Raw genomic sequence first — 15,827 nt, 5'->3', positions numbered from 1 at the left:
CCGAACACGGAAGTTAAGCTCTCTAGCGCCGATGGTAGTTGGGACCTTGTCCCTGTGAGAGTAGGACGTCGCCAAGCTATTTATATTGTCGCGGGGTGGAGCAGCACGGTAGCTCGTCGGGCTCATAACCCGAAGGTCGCAGGTTCAAATCCTGTCCCCGCAACCAAATGGTCCCGTGGTGTAGTGGTTAACATGCCTGCCTGTCACGCAGGAGATCGCCGGTTCGACCCCGGTCGGGACCGCCATTTCATATAAAGAAAAGAACGAAACAAGTTGTTTCGTATTTTTTTATTTGTTTTAACAAAAAACTAATAAAGACAGTCAAACTATCCTTAGGACAACTCCTAAGGACTTTTTTATATATTCAAAACCTGTATAATAAAGAGCAGAGAACATTGTGAGTAAAGTAGGTGAAGTCTGTGAGTAAATATGAAGTAACAACAAAATCTTCTGAGGAAACACAAAGGTTATCAGAAAAACTAGGTAAGCTCGTAGAGGCACAAGACGTAATTATTTTAGAAGGAGATCTTGGAGCTGGTAAGACGACTTTTACAAAGGGACTAGCAAAAGGTCTTGGAGTGAAAAGAGTTGTAAATAGTCCTACCTTTAATATCATCAAAGAATATAAAGGAAGATTACCGCTATATCATATGGACGTGTATCGCTTAGCAGAAAGTGAAGAGGACTTAGGCTTTGATGAATATTTCTACGGTGAAGGAATTACGGTAGTAGAATGGGCTCATTTAATAGAAGCATATTTACCGAATGAAAAGTTACAAATTAGTTTATTCCATGCTGGAGATGACACAAGAAAAATTATACTCGAGCCAATTGGAGATCGCTATATTAGATTATGTGAGGAGCTATTACAAGATGAAAGTACTAGCAATTGATACTTCAAATTACGTAATGGGTGTATCCCTTATTGAGGAAGGAAACGTAATTGGGGAAATCATTACAAATTTAACAAAAAACCATTCTGTACGTCTTATGCCAGCTGTAGAGAAACTGTTAAAAGAGTGTGGCGTAAAACCGAAGGAATTAACTAAAATCGTTGTAGCTGCTGGACCTGGATCCTATACAGGTGTTCGCATAGGCGTGACAGCGGCGAAAACATTAGCTTGGTCACTTCAAATACCAATTGTAGGTGTATCAAGTTTAGAGGTAGTAGCTGCAAACGGTGCTAACTTTAACGGGTTAATTTGTCCTTTATTTGATGGAAGACGTGGGCAAATTTATACTGGGTTATATACATATGAAGGAGAGCAGTTAACTTCAATAGAAGAAGACCGAATTATTCTTATTGTGGACTGGTTGCAAATGTTAAAAGATAAAGGACAGCCTGTTTTATTTATCGGTAACGATGTTAAATTGCATAAAGAAACAATTATAGAACATTTAGGTGATCAAGCTGTATTCGCTCCATTTACTAAAAATAACCCAAGACCAAGTGAGCTAGCATTCTTAGGATTACAAAAAGAAGAACAAGATGTGCATACGTTTGTTCCAAGCTATCTTCGTTTAGCTGAAGCTGAAACAAAGTGGTTAGAAAGTCAAAACAAGTAGGAGCTTGCAGAAGATGGATATGATATTTAGAAAGATGGAGCTTGATGATATTGCTCAAATTGTAGCTATTGAAGAAGCGTCTTTTTCAACTCCTTGGACTGCAGATGCCTTTCACCGTGAATTAACGATGAATGAACATGCACATTATATTGTGTTAGAAAAAGATGGTCGTGTAGTCGGGTATTGTGGATTGTGGATAATTATTGATGAATCACATATAACAAATATAGCTATTTTGCCAGAATACCGAGGTCAAAAGTTAGGAGATGCCCTATTGAAAGCAGTTATTTCTGAAGCGAAAGAACTAGGGGTAAAAACAATGACACTTGAAGTACGTGTATCAAATGAAGTAGCAAAGCAGTTATACAGAAAATACGGATTTCAAAATGGTGGGATTCGTAAACGATACTATGCAGACAATCAGGAAGATGGTCTCGTAATGTGGGTGAATATATAATGGAAAAAAATACGATTATACTTGGTATTGAAACAAGTTGTGATGAAACAGCAGTAGCAGTTGTTAAAAATGGAACGGAAATTATTGCGAATGTCGTTGCATCACAAATTGAAAGTCATAAACGTTTTGGCGGCGTTGTACCAGAGATTGCATCCCGTCATCATGTAGAAGAAATTACAGTTGTGTTAGAAGAAGCTTTAAAGGAAGCAAACATCACATTTGATGATATTGATGCAATTGCTGTAACAGAAGGTCCTGGTTTAGTAGGAGCACTTCTAATTGGAGTAAATGCAGCGAAGGCAGTAGCGTTTGCACATGATATTCCGTTAGTCGGTGTTCATCATATTGCTGGTCATATTTATGCGAACCGTTTAGTAAAAGAAGTTCAATTCCCGTTATTATCACTTGTTGTATCTGGTGGGCATACGGAACTTGTTTATATGAAAGAACATGGTTCATTCGAAGTAATTGGTGAAACACGAGACGATGCAGCTGGAGAAGCATATGATAAAGTAGCTCGTACGTTATCTATGCCATATCCAGGTGGTCCTCATATTGATCGCCTTGCACATGAAGGAGAACCGACAATTGATTTGCCTCGTGCATGGCTAGAACCGGATTCATATGATTTTAGCTTTAGTGGATTGAAATCAGCAGTTATCAACACTGTGCATAACGCAAAACAACGCGGTATAGAAATTGCGCCAGAAGATTTAGCGGCAAGTTTCCAAGAAAGTGTAATAGATGTACTTGTAACGAAAGCAGCTCGTGCAGCAGAAGCTTATAATGTAAAGCAATTACTTCTTGCTGGTGGAGTAGCTGCTAATAAAGGACTTCGTGCGCGATTAGAAGAGGAATTTGCACAAAAAGAAAACATTGAATTAATTATTCCGCCGCTATCTTTATGCACAGATAATGCAGCGATGATTGCAGCGGCAGGGACAATTGCTTATGAACAAGGTAAGCGTGCAACATTAGCCTTAAATGCAAATCCAGGATTAGATATTGAAGCATAGTTATACACATAATTAACCACAGGTTGTGGATAAAACCCATATTGTCTGTTGATAATGTGGGTTTTATTGTGTATATAAAATGTTGATAACTTTTTTATTGATTGTGGATAATGTGGAAAAGTTATTTTAAGGTTTATTTTATAAAGGTGGATATGTGTATAAACTTGTGGATAAATAGGATGATGTCAGACCTTTGAGTTTGTTCTTTTTCGGGAAATAAAAAGTAAGAAGATATCCCCGAAAAACATTTTGAAGCACCCCCCTATTATAGAAGATGCTAATATTGTCAATCTTTGTCGTTAAATCGATATTTCGTGTCGAATTGTTAATATATATAGGGTTACAATAGATATATTTGAAAAATCGTTGGTATATTCTAAGTTACGATTGATATACTCAAAAAATTGTTTCTGTATTAAAAGAAAAAAAGATGTCGCATAGTCAAAAATCCTGACTTATGAGACATCTTCCTTATTTAAATATGCTTATACATGCAACTCTTCCCATTCTGCCATACAAGTTTCAAGTTGTTCTTGTAGCGTTTGCTTTTTAGTTGTAATTTCACTAGCTTTTTCATAATCTGCATATATTTCTGGTAAGCAAAGTTGATCTTCTAACGTAGCAATTTCTTCTTCTAATTCTAATATACTTTGTTCTAGCTCTTCAATTTTTCTAGTGCGTTGACGCTCTAGTTTTTTACGCTCTTTTTCTTCTAAATAATTTAATTTCTCTTGTGCAACCACCTTTTGAACAGGAATGTCACTTTCTTGCTGTTCAAGTTCTGCACGTTCAATCATTTCATTTTTCTTTTCAACGTAGTAATCGTAATCCCCTAAATATTCCTGTGCACCTTCTGTTGATAACTCAACCACAGTCGTTGTTACACGGTTAATAAAGTAGCGGTCATGTGAGACGAATAGAAGAGTCCCTGGATAATCAATTAAAGCATTCTCCAAAATTTCTTTACTGTTTAAATCAAGGTGGTTCGTAGGTTCATCTAGAATTAATAAATTTGATTTTTGCATCATAAGTTTTGCAAGAGCTAATCGAGCTTTTTGTCCACCACTAAGGGAAGATACTGGTTTCAGTACATCATCTCCTGTGAATAAAAAATTCCCGAGTATAGTACGGATTTCTTTTTCAGGTTGCAGTGGATATTCATCCCATAGTTCATTTAAAACCCGTTTAGAAGATGTTAAGTTTGCTTGTTCTTGATCATAATAACCAACAGATACATTTGATCCGAAAGAAACATCACCATTTAATAGTGGTAACTTATTCACAATAGACTTTAACAATGTGGATTTCCCAATTCCGTTTGGACCAACTAAAGCAACACTATCTCCGCGAGTTAAGCGCATAGTTACATGTTCAATTATAGGGTTCTCATCATAGCCGATGGTTGCATCATTTACTTGTAAAACATCATTTCCACTTTGCTTTTCAATATCGAAGTGGAATGATGCTGACTTAGAATCCCCTAATGGTCTCGTTAATAATTCCATTCTGTCTAGTTGTTTACGACGACTTTGAGCACGTTTCGTTGTAGAAGCGCGAGCTATATTCTTTTGAACGAAGTCCTCAAGTTTTGCGATTTCATCTTGTTGTTTTTCGTAACGTTTCATTTCTTGCTCATATAATGCTGATTTTAAGTCTAAATATTTACTGTAGTTACCAACAAATCGTCTGCTTTCTTTATTCGAAATTTCATATACTTGTGTAACGAGTTTGTCTAAGAAATAACGGTCATGTGAAACGATTAATATTGCGCCAGGATAACCTTGTAAATATTGCTCAAGCCACGTTAATGTTTCGATGTCTAAATGGTTTGTAGGCTCATCCAAAATAAGTAAGTCTGGTTTTGTTAATAATAATTTCCCGAGAGCTAATCTTGTTTTTTGCCCGCCGCTTAAAGTAGAGATCGTCGTCTGGTGCGTTTCAACTGGGAAGCCAAGGCCGCTTAAAATGGAGCGAATATCCGCTTCATATTGATATCCACCTTGATCTTTATAATTGAGTTGCAATTGGTCATAATCAGCTAACAATCTTTCATATGTAGCTTCGTTTGAAAAGTTTTCTTCTTTTCCCATTTCTTGCTCAAGCCTTCGAAGTTTTGTCTCCATTTGCTGTAAGTGGGTAAAGACGGTTAGCATTTCATCCCAAATTGTTAAAGACGTTTCTAGTCCAGTATTTTGAGCTAAATATCCGATTGAGACATCTTTCGGTTTTATAATTTCGCCACCATCATGAGATAATTCACCAGCGATAATTTTTAATAATGTAGATTTGCCTGCTCCATTCCTTCCAACTAATGCGATACGATCTTTTGTTTGTACTTCCAATTTTATGTTTGCAAGAATCGTTTCTGCACCGTATAATTTCGAAAGCGCGTTTACTTGTAATAAAATCAATGTTTTCACCTCAAATAATTTCTTAACTTTGCCATGTTTATATTTCTCAATCATACTAAAAATAGTGTATAGTTTAAAATAAAGAGAGAATACTTCTTCTCTTTATTATACAAGGAATTTAATGAGTGCTAAACTTCTGTATTTGATTAAAGTATATGAATAAAGATAGGAAGAGAGGAGAGGTCATATGGATCAGCAAAAGATTCCACAAGCCACTGCTAAAAGATTGCCTCTATACTATCGATTTATCCAAAACTTATCTCTTTCTGGTAAGCAGCGTGTTTCATCGGCCGAATTGAGTGAGGCAGTAAAAGTAGATTCCGCAACAATACGAAGAGATTTTTCGTATTTTGGAGCGTTAGGGAAAAAGGGATATGGATATAACGTAAATTATTTATTATCATTTTTCCGCGAAACACTTGATCAAGATGATATAACACGTGTAGCACTTATTGGAGTAGGTAATTTAGGGACCGCTTTCTTACATTATAATTTCACGAAAAACAATAATACAAAAATTGAAATGGCATTTGATGTTAGTGAAGAGAAAGTTGGAACAGAAATCGGGGGCATTCCTGTATATCATTTAGATGAATTAGAAGAGAGATTATCAAATGATATACAAGTGGCAATATTAACAGTACCGGCTACAGTAGCACAAGCTGTAGCAGATAGATTAGCTGAAACGAGCGTGCATGGTATTTTGAATTTCACACCAGCGCGATTAAACGTATCAGAGAATATTAGAATTCATCATATTGACTTAGCTGTAGAGTTACAAACATTAGTTTACTTTTTGAAAAACTATCCACAATAAAACGCAGAGGAAGCGACCTCTGCGTTTTATTATTGTTTCTTCTTTGTGAATTTAATTAATATAAGGCGAAGTGCCAAATTAAAATCAATTGTTGCCATAACTGCAAATAGTATTGTCCACATATTCCAGATTGTATCTGTCACGTTCGTAATGGCGAAGCGTGTAAAGATACATCCAAGAAGGAAGTATAGTGCAGCCATGAACAATGGTGAGTTTCTCATACAAAAAATCCTCCGATAAAGCCTTGCATTTTTTCAGCTTCTTTAATCATTTCTTGAATTTGTTCATTGCTCATAAAAATTTGCCCAATAGCGACTAATGTATTCATCGCAACATGAGCTGCAATCGGAACGATAATCCGTTTCGTCTTCACATATAAGAAGGCGAATACGAGCCCCATAGCAGTGTATACCAATAAATGAGTAAAATCAAAATGAATTGCTGCGAATACAAGCGAACTAATGATAGCTGCGATAAAGAAGTTAAACTTCTTATAAAGTGCACCAAATAAAATTTTTCTAAATACGATTTCTTCTAAGATAGGTCCAATTATAGATACAACAATAAGGAACCAAGGGGTCGTTCTTGCAATCTCCATCAGTTTCATTGTATTTTCTGAACCTTGTTTAATTCCTAGCAGCTGCATCTCGATCATACCGGCAACTATTTGTGAAAAGAAAGCTAAGAAGAACCCGATGAAAATCCATCCAATAGTAGCTGGAGCAGAAGAGCGCTTTGGATCTAAATGCCTGTCACGAATATCTGTTCTAAGTAACCAAAGTACGATACATAATGCAACAAAGAAGCTAATAATTGCCCAGTGTCCCGTTATGATTTGTCCTTTTTCCTCAATGGTAAATCCTCTATTATCATAGAGTCCTGTTTTTAGGAGAAGTGGCAATCCAACAACGCCAGATAACTGCATTAAAATGTATGTAACGATAATCCACCAGTATTGTTTCTTCAAATGGTTTAACCATCCTTTCTAACTATAGTGTATGAGATAAGTTAGGATAACATGTAAATATGCTACCTACGATATAAACCTCACTTGAATTATGTTTTTTTCGTAAATCCTTATTTGAAATTATAATAGAAGACAGGAGAAAGTTGTGTGTGTAGCGAAAACAACTTAGGGTGTCCTTTCATATTGTAACATACGAGCAGTGGAAACAACGATTCATATAGTAAAGGCAGTATTCTATATAGAAAGTTTATATAGTGATTTGCGAAAAAATTATGATTTTTTTACTTGCAAAAGAAATTGAGATTATTTATTATTATAAGTGTGTTAGCACTCGGATGACTTGAGTGCTAATAAAAGAAATTTACATAACAAAATGAGGAGGTTATTGTTCATGCTAAAGCCATTAGGTGATCGCGTTGTAATTGAGCTTGTTCAAGCAGAAGAAAAAACAGCAAGTGGTATCGTATTACCAGATACTGCAAAAGAAAAACCACAAGAGGGTAAAGTTGTTGCAGTAGGTACTGGTCGAGTGCTTGAGAATGGTGAGCGTGTTGCTTTAGAGGTAGCAGCAGGTGATCTTATCATCTTCTCAAAATATGCAGGTACTGAAGTGAAATATGAAGGTACAGACTACTTGATTTTACGTGAAAGTGACATTTTAGCAGTTATCGGTTAATTATATAAATCTTAAAAAATCCAAGGGGGTCAATTATTATGGCAAAAGATATTAAATTTAGTGAAGAAGCACGTCGTTCGATGCTTCGCGGTGTCGACACTCTTGCAAATGCAGTAAAAGTAACGCTTGGACCAAAAGGTCGTAACGTTGTTCTTGAGAAAAAATTCGGTTCACCACTTATTACAAATGACGGTGTAACAATCGCAAAAGAAATCGAATTAGAAGATGCATTCGAAAACATGGGTGCGAAACTAGTAGCAGAAGTTGCTAGCAAAACAAATGACGTAGCTGGTGACGGAACAACAACTGCAACTGTATTAGCGCAAGCTATGATTCGTGAAGGTCTTAAAAACGTAACAGCTGGTGCGAACCCAATGGGTCTTCGTAAAGGTATCGAAAAAGCTGTTACTGCTGCAATTGAAGAATTAAAAACGATTTCTAAACCAATCGAAGGTAAATCTTCTATCGCACAAGTAGCTGCTATTTCTGCTGCTGACGAAGAAGTAGGTCAATTAATCGCTGAAGCAATGGAGCGCGTTGGTAACGACGGCGTTATTACTTTAGAAGAATCTAAAGGCTTCACAACAGAATTAGACGTAGTAGAAGGTATGCAATTTGATCGTGGATATGCATCTCCTTACATGATTACTGATTCTGACAAAATGGAAGCAGTTCTTGATAACCCATACATCTTAATCACTGACAAAAAGATTTCTAACATTCAAGAAATCTTACCAGTATTAGAGCAAGTGGTACAACAAGGTAAACCACTTCTTATCATTGCTGAAGATGTAGAAGGCGAAGCGTTAGCTACATTAGTAGTGAACAAACTTCGTGGTACATTCAATGTAGTAGCTGTTAAAGCTCCTGGATTTGGTGACCGTCGTAAAGCAATGCTAGAAGATATCGCGATCTTAACAGGTGGCGAAGTAATCACTGAAGAATTAGGTCGTGACTTAAAATCTGCTACAGTTGAATCTTTAGGACGCGCTGGTAAAGTTGTTGTTACAAAAGAAAACACAACTGTAGTTGAAGGTGTAGGAAGCACAGAACAAATCGAAGCTCGCATCGGTCAAATCCGTGCGCAATTAGAAGAAACAACTTCTGAATTCGATCGTGAAAAATTACAAGAGCGTCTTGCAAAACTTGCAGGTGGCGTAGCGGTAATTAAAGTAGGTGCAGCAACTGAAACTGAGTTGAAAGAACGCAAACTTCGTATTGAAGATGCACTTAACTCAACTCGTGCAGCAGTAGAAGAAGGTATCGTTGCAGGTGGTGGTACTTCACTTATGAACGTATACACAAAAGTAGCTTCTATCGTAGCTGAAGGCGACGAAGCAACAGGTATCAACATCGTACTTCGCGCACTAGAAGAGCCAGTTCGTCAAATCGCAATCAACGCTGGTCTAGAAGGATCTGTAGTTGTAGAGCGTCTAAAAGGCGAAAAAGTAGGCGTTGGTTTCAACGCAGCTACTGGCGAATGGGTTAACATGCTTGAGTCTGGTATCGTAGATCCAGCTAAAGTAACTCGTTCTGCACTTCAAAACGCAGCATCTGTTGCAGCTATGTTCTTAACAACTGAAGCTGTAGTTGCTGACAAGCCAGAACCAAATGCACCAGCAATGCCTGACATGGGCGGCATGGGCATGGGCGGTATGGGCGGAATGATGTAATTCCGTTTGCCCTAAAAAACATCCATTTCTATATAGAAATGGATGTTTTTTTATGTTTTTTAGAAAAGGAAATGAATTTCTGTAGAATTTTGTCGCTTTCTCTCTTGACCATATTGATATTTCATTGTTAGAATCTAGGAAGATAATATAAAACGATCCTTCATATATCCTCAATGATATGGTTTGAGAGTCTCTACCGGGTTACCGCAAACAACCTGACTATGAAGGCAGTGTGTCTTATATTTATAAAGAGCGGAGACTATCTTTCTTTATAAAGCCAGACCCCTGCCTTTTCTTTGTTATGAGACTAGAGGCGGAGGACTGGCTTTTTTTATTATATTGGTAATGCTTTTCGCCAAATTGGTGAAAATATTTATATACGAGAACTAACGTTGGGGTGATTATTTTGAAGAAACAACACGATACAATTATCGTTTTAGATTTTGGAAGTCAATACAATCAGTTAATAGCACGTCGAATTCGTGAGTTCGGTGTATACAGTGAACTTCATCCACATACAATTACTGCAGAAGAAATTAAAGCAATGAATCCAAAAGGGATTATTTTCTCTGGTGGACCAAATAGCGTATACGGTGAAGGTGCATTACATTGTGATGAAAAAATCTTTGAACTAGGTTTACCAATCTTCGGTATTTGTTACGGTATGCAGCTTATGACGCAACACTTCGGTGGTAAAGTAGAGCGTGCAAATCACCGTGAGTACGGAAAGGCTGTTCTTAAAGTAGAGAACGAATCAAAATTATATGCGAACATTCCAGAAGAGCAAGTTGTATGGATGAGCCATGGTGACTTAGTAACTGGTTTACCTGAAGGATTCGTAGTAGACGCAACAAGTGAGTCTTGCCCAATTGCTGGTATGAGCAATGAAGCGAAAAACTTATACGGTGTACAATTCCACCCAGAAGTACGTCACTCTGAGCACGGTAACGATTTAATTAAAAACTTCGTATTCGGCGTATGTGGTTGTTCTGAAGGATGGAACATGGAGAACTTTATCGAAGTAGAATTAGAAAAAATTCGTGAAACTGTTGGAGACAAAAAAGTACTATGCGCACTTAGTGGCGGTGTAGACTCTTCTGTTGTAGCAGTATTAATTCATAAAGCAATCGGCGATCAATTAACTTGTATTTTCGTTGACCACGGCTTACTGCGTAAAGGCGAAGCAGAAGGCGTTATGAAAACATTTAGCGAAGGCTTCCACATGAACGTTATTAAAGTGGATGCAAAAGAACGCTTCATGAACAAGTTAAAAGGTGTAGAAGATCCAGAACAAAAACGTAAAATCATCGGTAACGAATTCATTTACGTATTTGATGATGAAGCGTCTAAATTACAAGGTATGGACTTTTTAGCACAAGGTACACTTTACACAGACATCGTTGAAAGTGGTACAGCAACTGCACAAACAATTAAATCTCACCACAACGTTGGTGGACTTCCAGAAGACATGCAGTTCAAATTAATTGAGCCTTTAAACACGTTATTTAAAGACGAAGTACGTGTATTAGGATCTGAACTAGGAATTCCTGATGAAATCGTATGGCGTCAACCATTCCCAGGACCGGGTCTTGGTATTCGTGTATTAGGTGAAATTACAGAAGAGAAATTAGAAATCGTTCGTGAATCTGATGCGATTTTACGTGAAGAAATTATTAAAGCGGGCTTAGACCGTGAAATCTGGCAATACTTCACTGCACTTCCTGGTATGCGTAGCGTAGGTGTTATGGGTGACGAGCGTACTTACGATTACACAGTAGGTATCCGTGCAGTAACATCTATCGACGGTATGACAGCTGACTGGGCACGTATCCCTTGGGACGTATTAGAGAAAATCTCTGTACGTATCGTAAACGAAGTAAAACACGTTAACCGTATCGTGTATGATGTAACGAGTAAGCCACCAGCAACTATTGAGTGGGAATAGTATTTATAAAAAGGTCCATCTATTGCTTATGCATAGATGGATCTTTTTTATTTTGGCATCAATACGAACGAAACTATAAAAGTTTATGGAAATGTTCGTTTTTAAATTGACAAAACTACTTCGTCGAGTTAATATGATTATGTAATTCAAACGAAAAGTGAATATTATAGCCGTCGTATAATATCGGGGATATGGCCCGAAAGTTTCTACCTAGCTACCGTAAATGGCTTGACTACGAGGCGTTTGTATAAAGATGAGGGGAAACTTGTCTTTGTTTATAGAACGCTTCCATGTATATATGCAATGGGAGCCTTTTTTATTTCTCGGGATAAAAGAGGGCTAGGGTGAAATACGGCGAGTAATCATATAACGGGGGAAACATAGGATGAAACGCTATTTTCAGTTTGATGAGCTCGGTACGAATTATAAGACTGAGTTCATAGCAGGGTTAACGACATTTCTATCTATGGCTTACGTACTATTTGTCAATCCTGCTACGCTGTCGCTTGGAAATGTTAAAGGGTTACCAGCAGGTACAGGGATGGATCCAGGTGCAGTATTCGTTGCTACGGCATTAGCGGCAGCGATCGGTTCGTTAATTATGGGTATTTTCGCGAAGTATCCAATTGCTTTAGCGCCAGGTATGGGAATTAACGCGTTCTTTGCTTATACAGCAGTGTTAACGATGGGTATTCCGTGGCAAACGGCCATTGCCGGAACATTAATGTCAGGTATTATCTTTATTATTCTTACTGCTTCAGGTATTCGTGAAAAAATCATTAATGCAATTCCATCGGAGTTAAAGTTTGCAGTAGCAGCAGGTATTGGATTATTCATTGCTTTCCTTGGATTCCAAAATGCCGGAATTATCGTGAAAAACGATGCGGTTCTTGTTGGGTTGGGGGACTTAACAAAGGGCACAACGTTACTAGCAATCTTCGGGGTTGTTACTACGATCATCTTCATGATTAAGAAAGTTAATGGTGCAGTATTCTACGGTATGATTCTTACAGCGATCTTAGGAGTTGCAACAGGATTAATTGATACTCCGAAAGCTGTGGTGGGAGCAATACCGAGTCTAGAACCAACGTTCGGCGTGGCGTTAACGCACTTCGGAGATATTTTCACAGTTCAAATGGGGATTGTTATTATAACGTTCTTCTTTATCGATTTCTTTGATACAGCAGGTACGCTTGTAGCGGTTGCAAATCAAGCAGGATTAATGAAGAACAATAAATTACCACGTGCAGGAAAAGCGTTATTTGCAGATGCGATTGCAACTGTAATTGGTGCGATCTTGGGTACATCAACAACAACGTCTTACATTGAATCGTCTGCAGGGGTAGCAGCGGGAGGACGTTCTGGATTTACAGCAGTTGTAACAGCAGGATTCTTCTTACTGGCACTATTCTTCTCGCCATTATTAAGTGTTGTAACGCCAGCTGTAACGGCACCGGCTTTAATTATTGTAGGAATCTTGATGGTTTCTTCCTTAGGGGAAATTGATTGGAAGAAATTCGAGATTGCAGTACCAGCATTCTTTACAATTATCTCTATGCCACTTACGTATAGTATCGCAACTGGGATTGCCATTGGATTTATCTTCTATCCAATTACAATGGTTATGAGTGGTCGTCGTAAAGAGGTTCATCCGATTATGTATGTTATGGGAGTTTTATTCGTACTATATTTCATCTACGTTCGTAAATAAAAGGGGTTTTTTAAAGGTCTAGACTTAAGGGGAGTCTAGACCTTTTTGCGTCTTCAGAAAATCTTAAGGATTTCCGAGCGTTTTTCTTCAGAAGTTTTCCTATAATAGAAGTTAGGGATTAAAAAAGTGATGGGGGAGATATTGTGGCACACGAAACAATACTTGTCGTAGATGATGAAAAAGAAATTCGGAATTTAATTACAATCTATTTAAAGAATGAAGGATATAAAGTATTACAAGCAGGAGACGGAGAAGAAGGATTACGTCTATTGGAAGAAAATGAAGTACATCTAGTCGTATTAGATATTATGATGCCGAAAGTGGATGGTATTCATATGTGTATGAAGGTAAGGGAAGCGAAAGAAATGCCTATTATTATGCTTTCTGCCAAAACGCAAGATATGGATAAGATTTTAGGATTAACAACAGGGGCAGATGATTACGTAACGAAGCCCTTTAATCCATTAGAGTTAATTGCACGAATTAAATCTCAGTTACGCCGTTATATGAAAATGAATGGTTTCGCTGTCCAAAATGAGGACGAGTTAGAAATTGGGGAGATGAAAATCAACATCTCGACCCATAAAGTTGTTGTAGAGGGAGAAGAAGTGAAACTAACTCCGAGGGAATTTTCAATTTTAGAATTGCTAGCTAGAAATCCAGGTATGGTGTTTAGTGCGGAGCAAATTTATGAAAAGGTGTGGAACGAACGATCTTTCCAGTCTGATAATACTGTAATGGTGCACATTCGGAAAGTGCGTGAAAAGATTGAGGAGAATCCAAGGAAACCTAGATATATAAAAACAGTATGGGGAGTGGGGTATAAGATTGAAAAAGATATTTAATCCGTTTACTTATATAAGGAAAATAAGAGAATTAATTGAGAAATTAGTAAAGAGCGTACGAAAGAGTATAAGGATTCAAATGATTACTACTTTTGCTGCTTGTGCGTTATTAGGAGTTTTGTCAGCGAAGGGAGCTGCGCCATTTTTTGAGAATGCGAATCGTCAAGCAACTATCGATTATCGGGCTGGTATGGAACAAATTAATCACCAAGCTCAAGGAGCGGCAAATAGTTCGGTTCATGAAAATAAATTAGAAGCTATATCAAATATGATCGAAATGGAGAACCAAAATTTAGAGCAAGGGTCTAGAGCTTTAAAGATATTGGTTACTGATGAAAGTGGTAAAGTTTTATATAAAACAAAGCAAGCGCAAGAAGAGCAAATCGATTTGCATAATACGATTCGTAATGCAGCATCATTTGCGATTAATTATACAGATGGTAGAAATGTATTTGAAAGTACAAGAAAAGAGTTTATATCTTTTTCACCTATTACTATTGAAGGAAAGAATTTGTACATGTTTGTTAGCGGAATTCCAGAGGGAGAGGTAATGTATGATACGAAAGAAGGGCCATTCCCGTTTTTAATTGGTGTTCTTGTATTCATTTTCTCTTTCTTCTATATAACAAAGAGAAAGATGAAGCAGATTGAAGCAATGGCACAAGGTGTAAAGGAAATAGAAAGAGGCAACTTAGCGTACCGCATTGAGAAAAAAGGTGAAGATGAGATTGCAGCTTTAACTGAGAATATTAATAATATGGCAGAAGAGCTTATGAATAATATAGAAAAGGAACGTAAATTAGAGAAGCAAAAGAATGAGCTTATTACGAATGTATCTCACGATTTACGCACACCGCTGACTTCTATTATGGGCTACTTACGATTACTTCGAGATTCTAAATATGAAAATAAAGAACAACACGATGAGTATACGAGAATTGCTTTTGCAAAGTCGGAGCAGTTAAAAAATTTAATAGAAGATTTATTTGAGTATACGAAGTTAACAAATGAACAAGTTGTATTAGAAAAACAGGAAGTTTGTATGAATGAGCTACTCGAGCAATTAATAGAAGAGTTAGTACCGCAGGCGGAAGAACATGGACTTACGTTTGTTAAGAAGTTTCCTGAGGAACGTGCTTATGCATCGATTGATTCGGAAAAGATGGTTCGTGTATTTGATAATTTACTAATGAATGCGATTAAGTATAGTAAAGATGATGCAGATATAAAAGTTTCTCTTCAAAGGCAGCGTAGGGATATACAAATTGTAATTGCGAATCATAGTGAAGAGTTTACGAGAGAAGAGTTAGCGAATTTGTTTGAACGTTTCTATAAGAAGGATCAATCTCGAAGTAGAGTAACGGAAGGGTCGGGACTCGGTTTAGCGATTGCGAAAAGTATTGTTGAGTTACAAGGTGGTAGTATTCGAGCGGAATATAGGGATGGTATTATTCAATTTATCGTTTCGTTACCAATTATAGAAAAATAATAAATGAATAGAATGATATGTGATAAAAAAGCTTATTTTAAAAGAAATAAGCCTTTTTATATTTTTTATAAAAACATATTGACGATTAGAGCTTAGAGGTGTAATATAGAACAAGTCGCCGATGACAATAACGTCGCAAGCGACAAATGAAATAAAAAAACTTAGTTGACATTAACTAACGAAGATGTTAACATAAGGAAGTCGCAAATGAGCGACCAAGTAGTTCTTTGAAAACTGAACGAAACAAACAACGT

The 15,827-nt window shown here is 37.2% G+C and carries 14 protein-coding genes, 2 tRNA genes, 1 rRNA gene and 2 riboswitches; of the genes, 14 read left to right on the top strand and 3 right to left on the bottom strand.

Translation table 11 applies throughout. The features are described from left to right. The 7 genes from rrf to tsaD form a co-directional block, all read left to right on the top strand. Positions 1-77: ribosomal RNA gene (rrf, locus tag HFD78_RS30195) — 5S ribosomal RNA — on the top strand; the annotation flags it as partial. A 12-nt stretch (positions 78-89) separates the two neighbouring features. Then, positions 90-166 (top strand) — tRNA-Met (locus HFD78_RS28420). 3 nt (positions 167-169) lie between these two features. Beyond that, positions 170-245, top strand: a tRNA-Asp gene (locus HFD78_RS28415). A 174-nt stretch (positions 246-419) separates the two neighbouring features. After that, positions 420-893 carry a tRNA (adenosine(37)-N6)-threonylcarbamoyltransferase complex ATPase subunit type 1 TsaE gene (tsaE, locus tag HFD78_RS28410; protein ID WP_000049648.1) on the top strand — a complete coding sequence of 158 codons (474 nt, stop codon included), beginning with the start codon at positions 420-422 and terminating at the stop codon, positions 891-893. After that, the gene (tsaB, locus tag HFD78_RS28405) at positions 874-1,566 is read left to right on the top strand and encodes a tRNA (adenosine(37)-N6)-threonylcarbamoyltransferase complex dimerization subunit type 1 TsaB (RefSeq protein WP_000865753.1); all 693 of its coding nucleotides are present in this window, start codon (positions 874-876) and stop codon (positions 1,564-1,566) included. The genes tsaE and tsaB overlap by 20 nt, the downstream gene beginning before the upstream one ends. 13 nt (positions 1,567-1,579) lie before the next feature. Continuing rightward, positions 1,580-2,023 carry a ribosomal protein S18-alanine N-acetyltransferase gene (gene rimI / locus HFD78_RS28400; RefSeq protein ID WP_000367190.1) on the top strand — a complete coding sequence of 148 codons (444 nt, stop codon included), beginning with the start codon at positions 1,580-1,582 and terminating at the stop codon, positions 2,021-2,023. Continuing rightward, positions 2,023-3,039, top strand: a complete 1,017-nt coding sequence (gene tsaD / locus HFD78_RS28395) for a tRNA (adenosine(37)-N6)-threonylcarbamoyltransferase complex transferase subunit TsaD (RefSeq protein WP_000414585.1) — start codon at positions 2,023-2,025, stop codon at positions 3,037-3,039. The genes rimI and tsaD overlap by 1 nt, the downstream gene beginning before the upstream one ends. Positions 3,040-3,524: 485 nt before the next feature. Here the strand turns inward: tsaD and HFD78_RS28390 are convergent, their stop codons facing one another. Beyond that, positions 3,525-5,450: an ABC-F family ATP-binding cassette domain-containing protein gene (locus HFD78_RS28390; protein ID WP_000602145.1), complete on the bottom strand. Its 1,926-nt coding sequence runs from the start codon at positions 5,448-5,450 to the stop codon at positions 3,525-3,527. Positions 5,451-5,637: 187 nt separating this feature from the next. On the opposite strand from HFD78_RS28390, the gene HFD78_RS28385 reads away from it, so the two are divergent. Further along, positions 5,638-6,267 (top strand): redox-sensing transcriptional repressor Rex, encoded by a 630-nt coding sequence (locus HFD78_RS28385; protein ID WP_000372699.1) that lies wholly within the window; start codon positions 5,638-5,640, stop codon positions 6,265-6,267. Positions 6,268-6,296: 29 nt separating this feature from the next. Here the strand turns inward: HFD78_RS28385 and HFD78_RS28380 are convergent, their stop codons facing one another. Beyond that, on the bottom strand, positions 6,297-6,488 hold the full coding sequence (locus tag HFD78_RS28380) for a YdiK family protein (RefSeq protein ID WP_001246200.1): 192 nt from the start codon (positions 6,486-6,488) through the stop codon (positions 6,297-6,299). After that, positions 6,485-7,234: a CPBP family intramembrane glutamic endopeptidase gene (locus HFD78_RS28375; RefSeq protein ID WP_000745326.1), complete on the bottom strand. Its 750-nt coding sequence runs from the start codon at positions 7,232-7,234 to the stop codon at positions 6,485-6,487. The genes HFD78_RS28380 and HFD78_RS28375 overlap by 4 nt, the downstream gene beginning before the upstream one ends. A gap of 391 nt (positions 7,235-7,625) precedes the next feature. Here HFD78_RS28375 and groES point away from each other — a divergent pair, with 391 nt between their 5' ends. The 6 genes from groES (at position 7,626) to ampS (ending at position 15,573) form a co-directional block, all read left to right on the top strand. Beyond that, positions 7,626-7,910, top strand: coding sequence for a co-chaperone GroES (gene groES, locus HFD78_RS28370; protein ID WP_000917311.1), 285 nt, complete (start codon positions 7,626-7,628; stop codon positions 7,908-7,910). A 38-nt stretch (positions 7,911-7,948) separates the two neighbouring features. After that, positions 7,949-9,583, top strand: coding sequence for a chaperonin GroEL (gene groL / locus HFD78_RS28365; RefSeq protein ID WP_001029993.1), 1,635 nt, complete (start codon positions 7,949-7,951; stop codon positions 9,581-9,583). Positions 9,584-9,723: 140 nt separating this feature from the next. Further along, positions 9,724-9,825: riboswitch (purine riboswitch) on the top strand. A 164-nt stretch (positions 9,826-9,989) separates the two neighbouring features. Then, positions 9,990-11,528, top strand: coding sequence for a glutamine-hydrolyzing GMP synthase (gene guaA / locus HFD78_RS28360; protein ID WP_000743902.1), 1,539 nt, complete (start codon positions 9,990-9,992; stop codon positions 11,526-11,528). A 153-nt stretch (positions 11,529-11,681) separates the two neighbouring features. Then, a riboswitch (purine riboswitch) is annotated at positions 11,682-11,783 on the top strand. A 130-nt stretch (positions 11,784-11,913) separates the two neighbouring features. Continuing rightward, on the top strand, positions 11,914-13,239 hold the full coding sequence (locus HFD78_RS28355) for an NCS2 family permease (protein ID WP_000833095.1): 1,326 nt from the start codon (positions 11,914-11,916) through the stop codon (positions 13,237-13,239). A 143-nt stretch (positions 13,240-13,382) separates the two neighbouring features. Then, positions 13,383-14,084 (top strand): response regulator transcription factor, encoded by a 702-nt coding sequence (locus HFD78_RS28350; protein ID WP_000929887.1) that lies wholly within the window; start codon positions 13,383-13,385, stop codon positions 14,082-14,084. Continuing rightward, positions 14,068-15,573 (top strand): aminopeptidase AmpS, encoded by a 1,506-nt coding sequence (gene ampS, locus HFD78_RS28345; protein ID WP_000719214.1) that lies wholly within the window; start codon positions 14,068-14,070, stop codon positions 15,571-15,573. The genes HFD78_RS28350 and ampS overlap by 17 nt, the downstream gene beginning before the upstream one ends. The last annotated feature ends 254 nt before the right edge of the window (positions 15,574-15,827 follow it).

Source organism: Bacillus sp. EKM501B, assembly GCF_011800505.1.
In the GTDB taxonomy this organism is placed as follows: domain Bacteria; phylum Bacillota; class Bacilli; order Bacillales; family Bacillaceae_G; genus Bacillus_A; species Bacillus_A cereus.
This window is presented reverse-complemented; position numbering and strand designations above follow the sequence as displayed.

Bases quoted from the DNA above. Each gene is read 5' to 3' on its own strand.
- tsaD (WP_000414585.1), top strand. From the start codon at position 2,023: ATGGAAAAAAATACGATTATACTTGGTATTGAAACAAGTTGTGATGAA.
- groES (WP_000917311.1), top strand. From the start codon at position 7,626: ATGCTAAAGCCATTAGGTGATCGCGTTGTAATTGAGCTTGTTCAAGCA.
- HFD78_RS28385 (WP_000372699.1), top strand. From the start codon at position 5,638: ATGGATCAGCAAAAGATTCCACAAGCCACTGCTAAAAGATTGCCTCTA.
- rimI (WP_000367190.1), top strand. From the start codon at position 1,580: ATGGATATGATATTTAGAAAGATGGAGCTTGATGATATTGCTCAAATT.
- HFD78_RS28355 (WP_000833095.1), top strand. From the start codon at position 11,914: ATGAAACGCTATTTTCAGTTTGATGAGCTCGGTACGAATTATAAGACT.
- HFD78_RS28380 (WP_001246200.1), bottom strand. From the start codon at position 6,488: ATGAGAAACTCACCATTGTTCATGGCTGCACTATACTTCCTTCTTGGA.
- tsaB (WP_000865753.1), top strand. From the start codon at position 874: ATGAAAGTACTAGCAATTGATACTTCAAATTACGTAATGGGTGTATCC.
- groL (WP_001029993.1), top strand. From the start codon at position 7,949: ATGGCAAAAGATATTAAATTTAGTGAAGAAGCACGTCGTTCGATGCTT.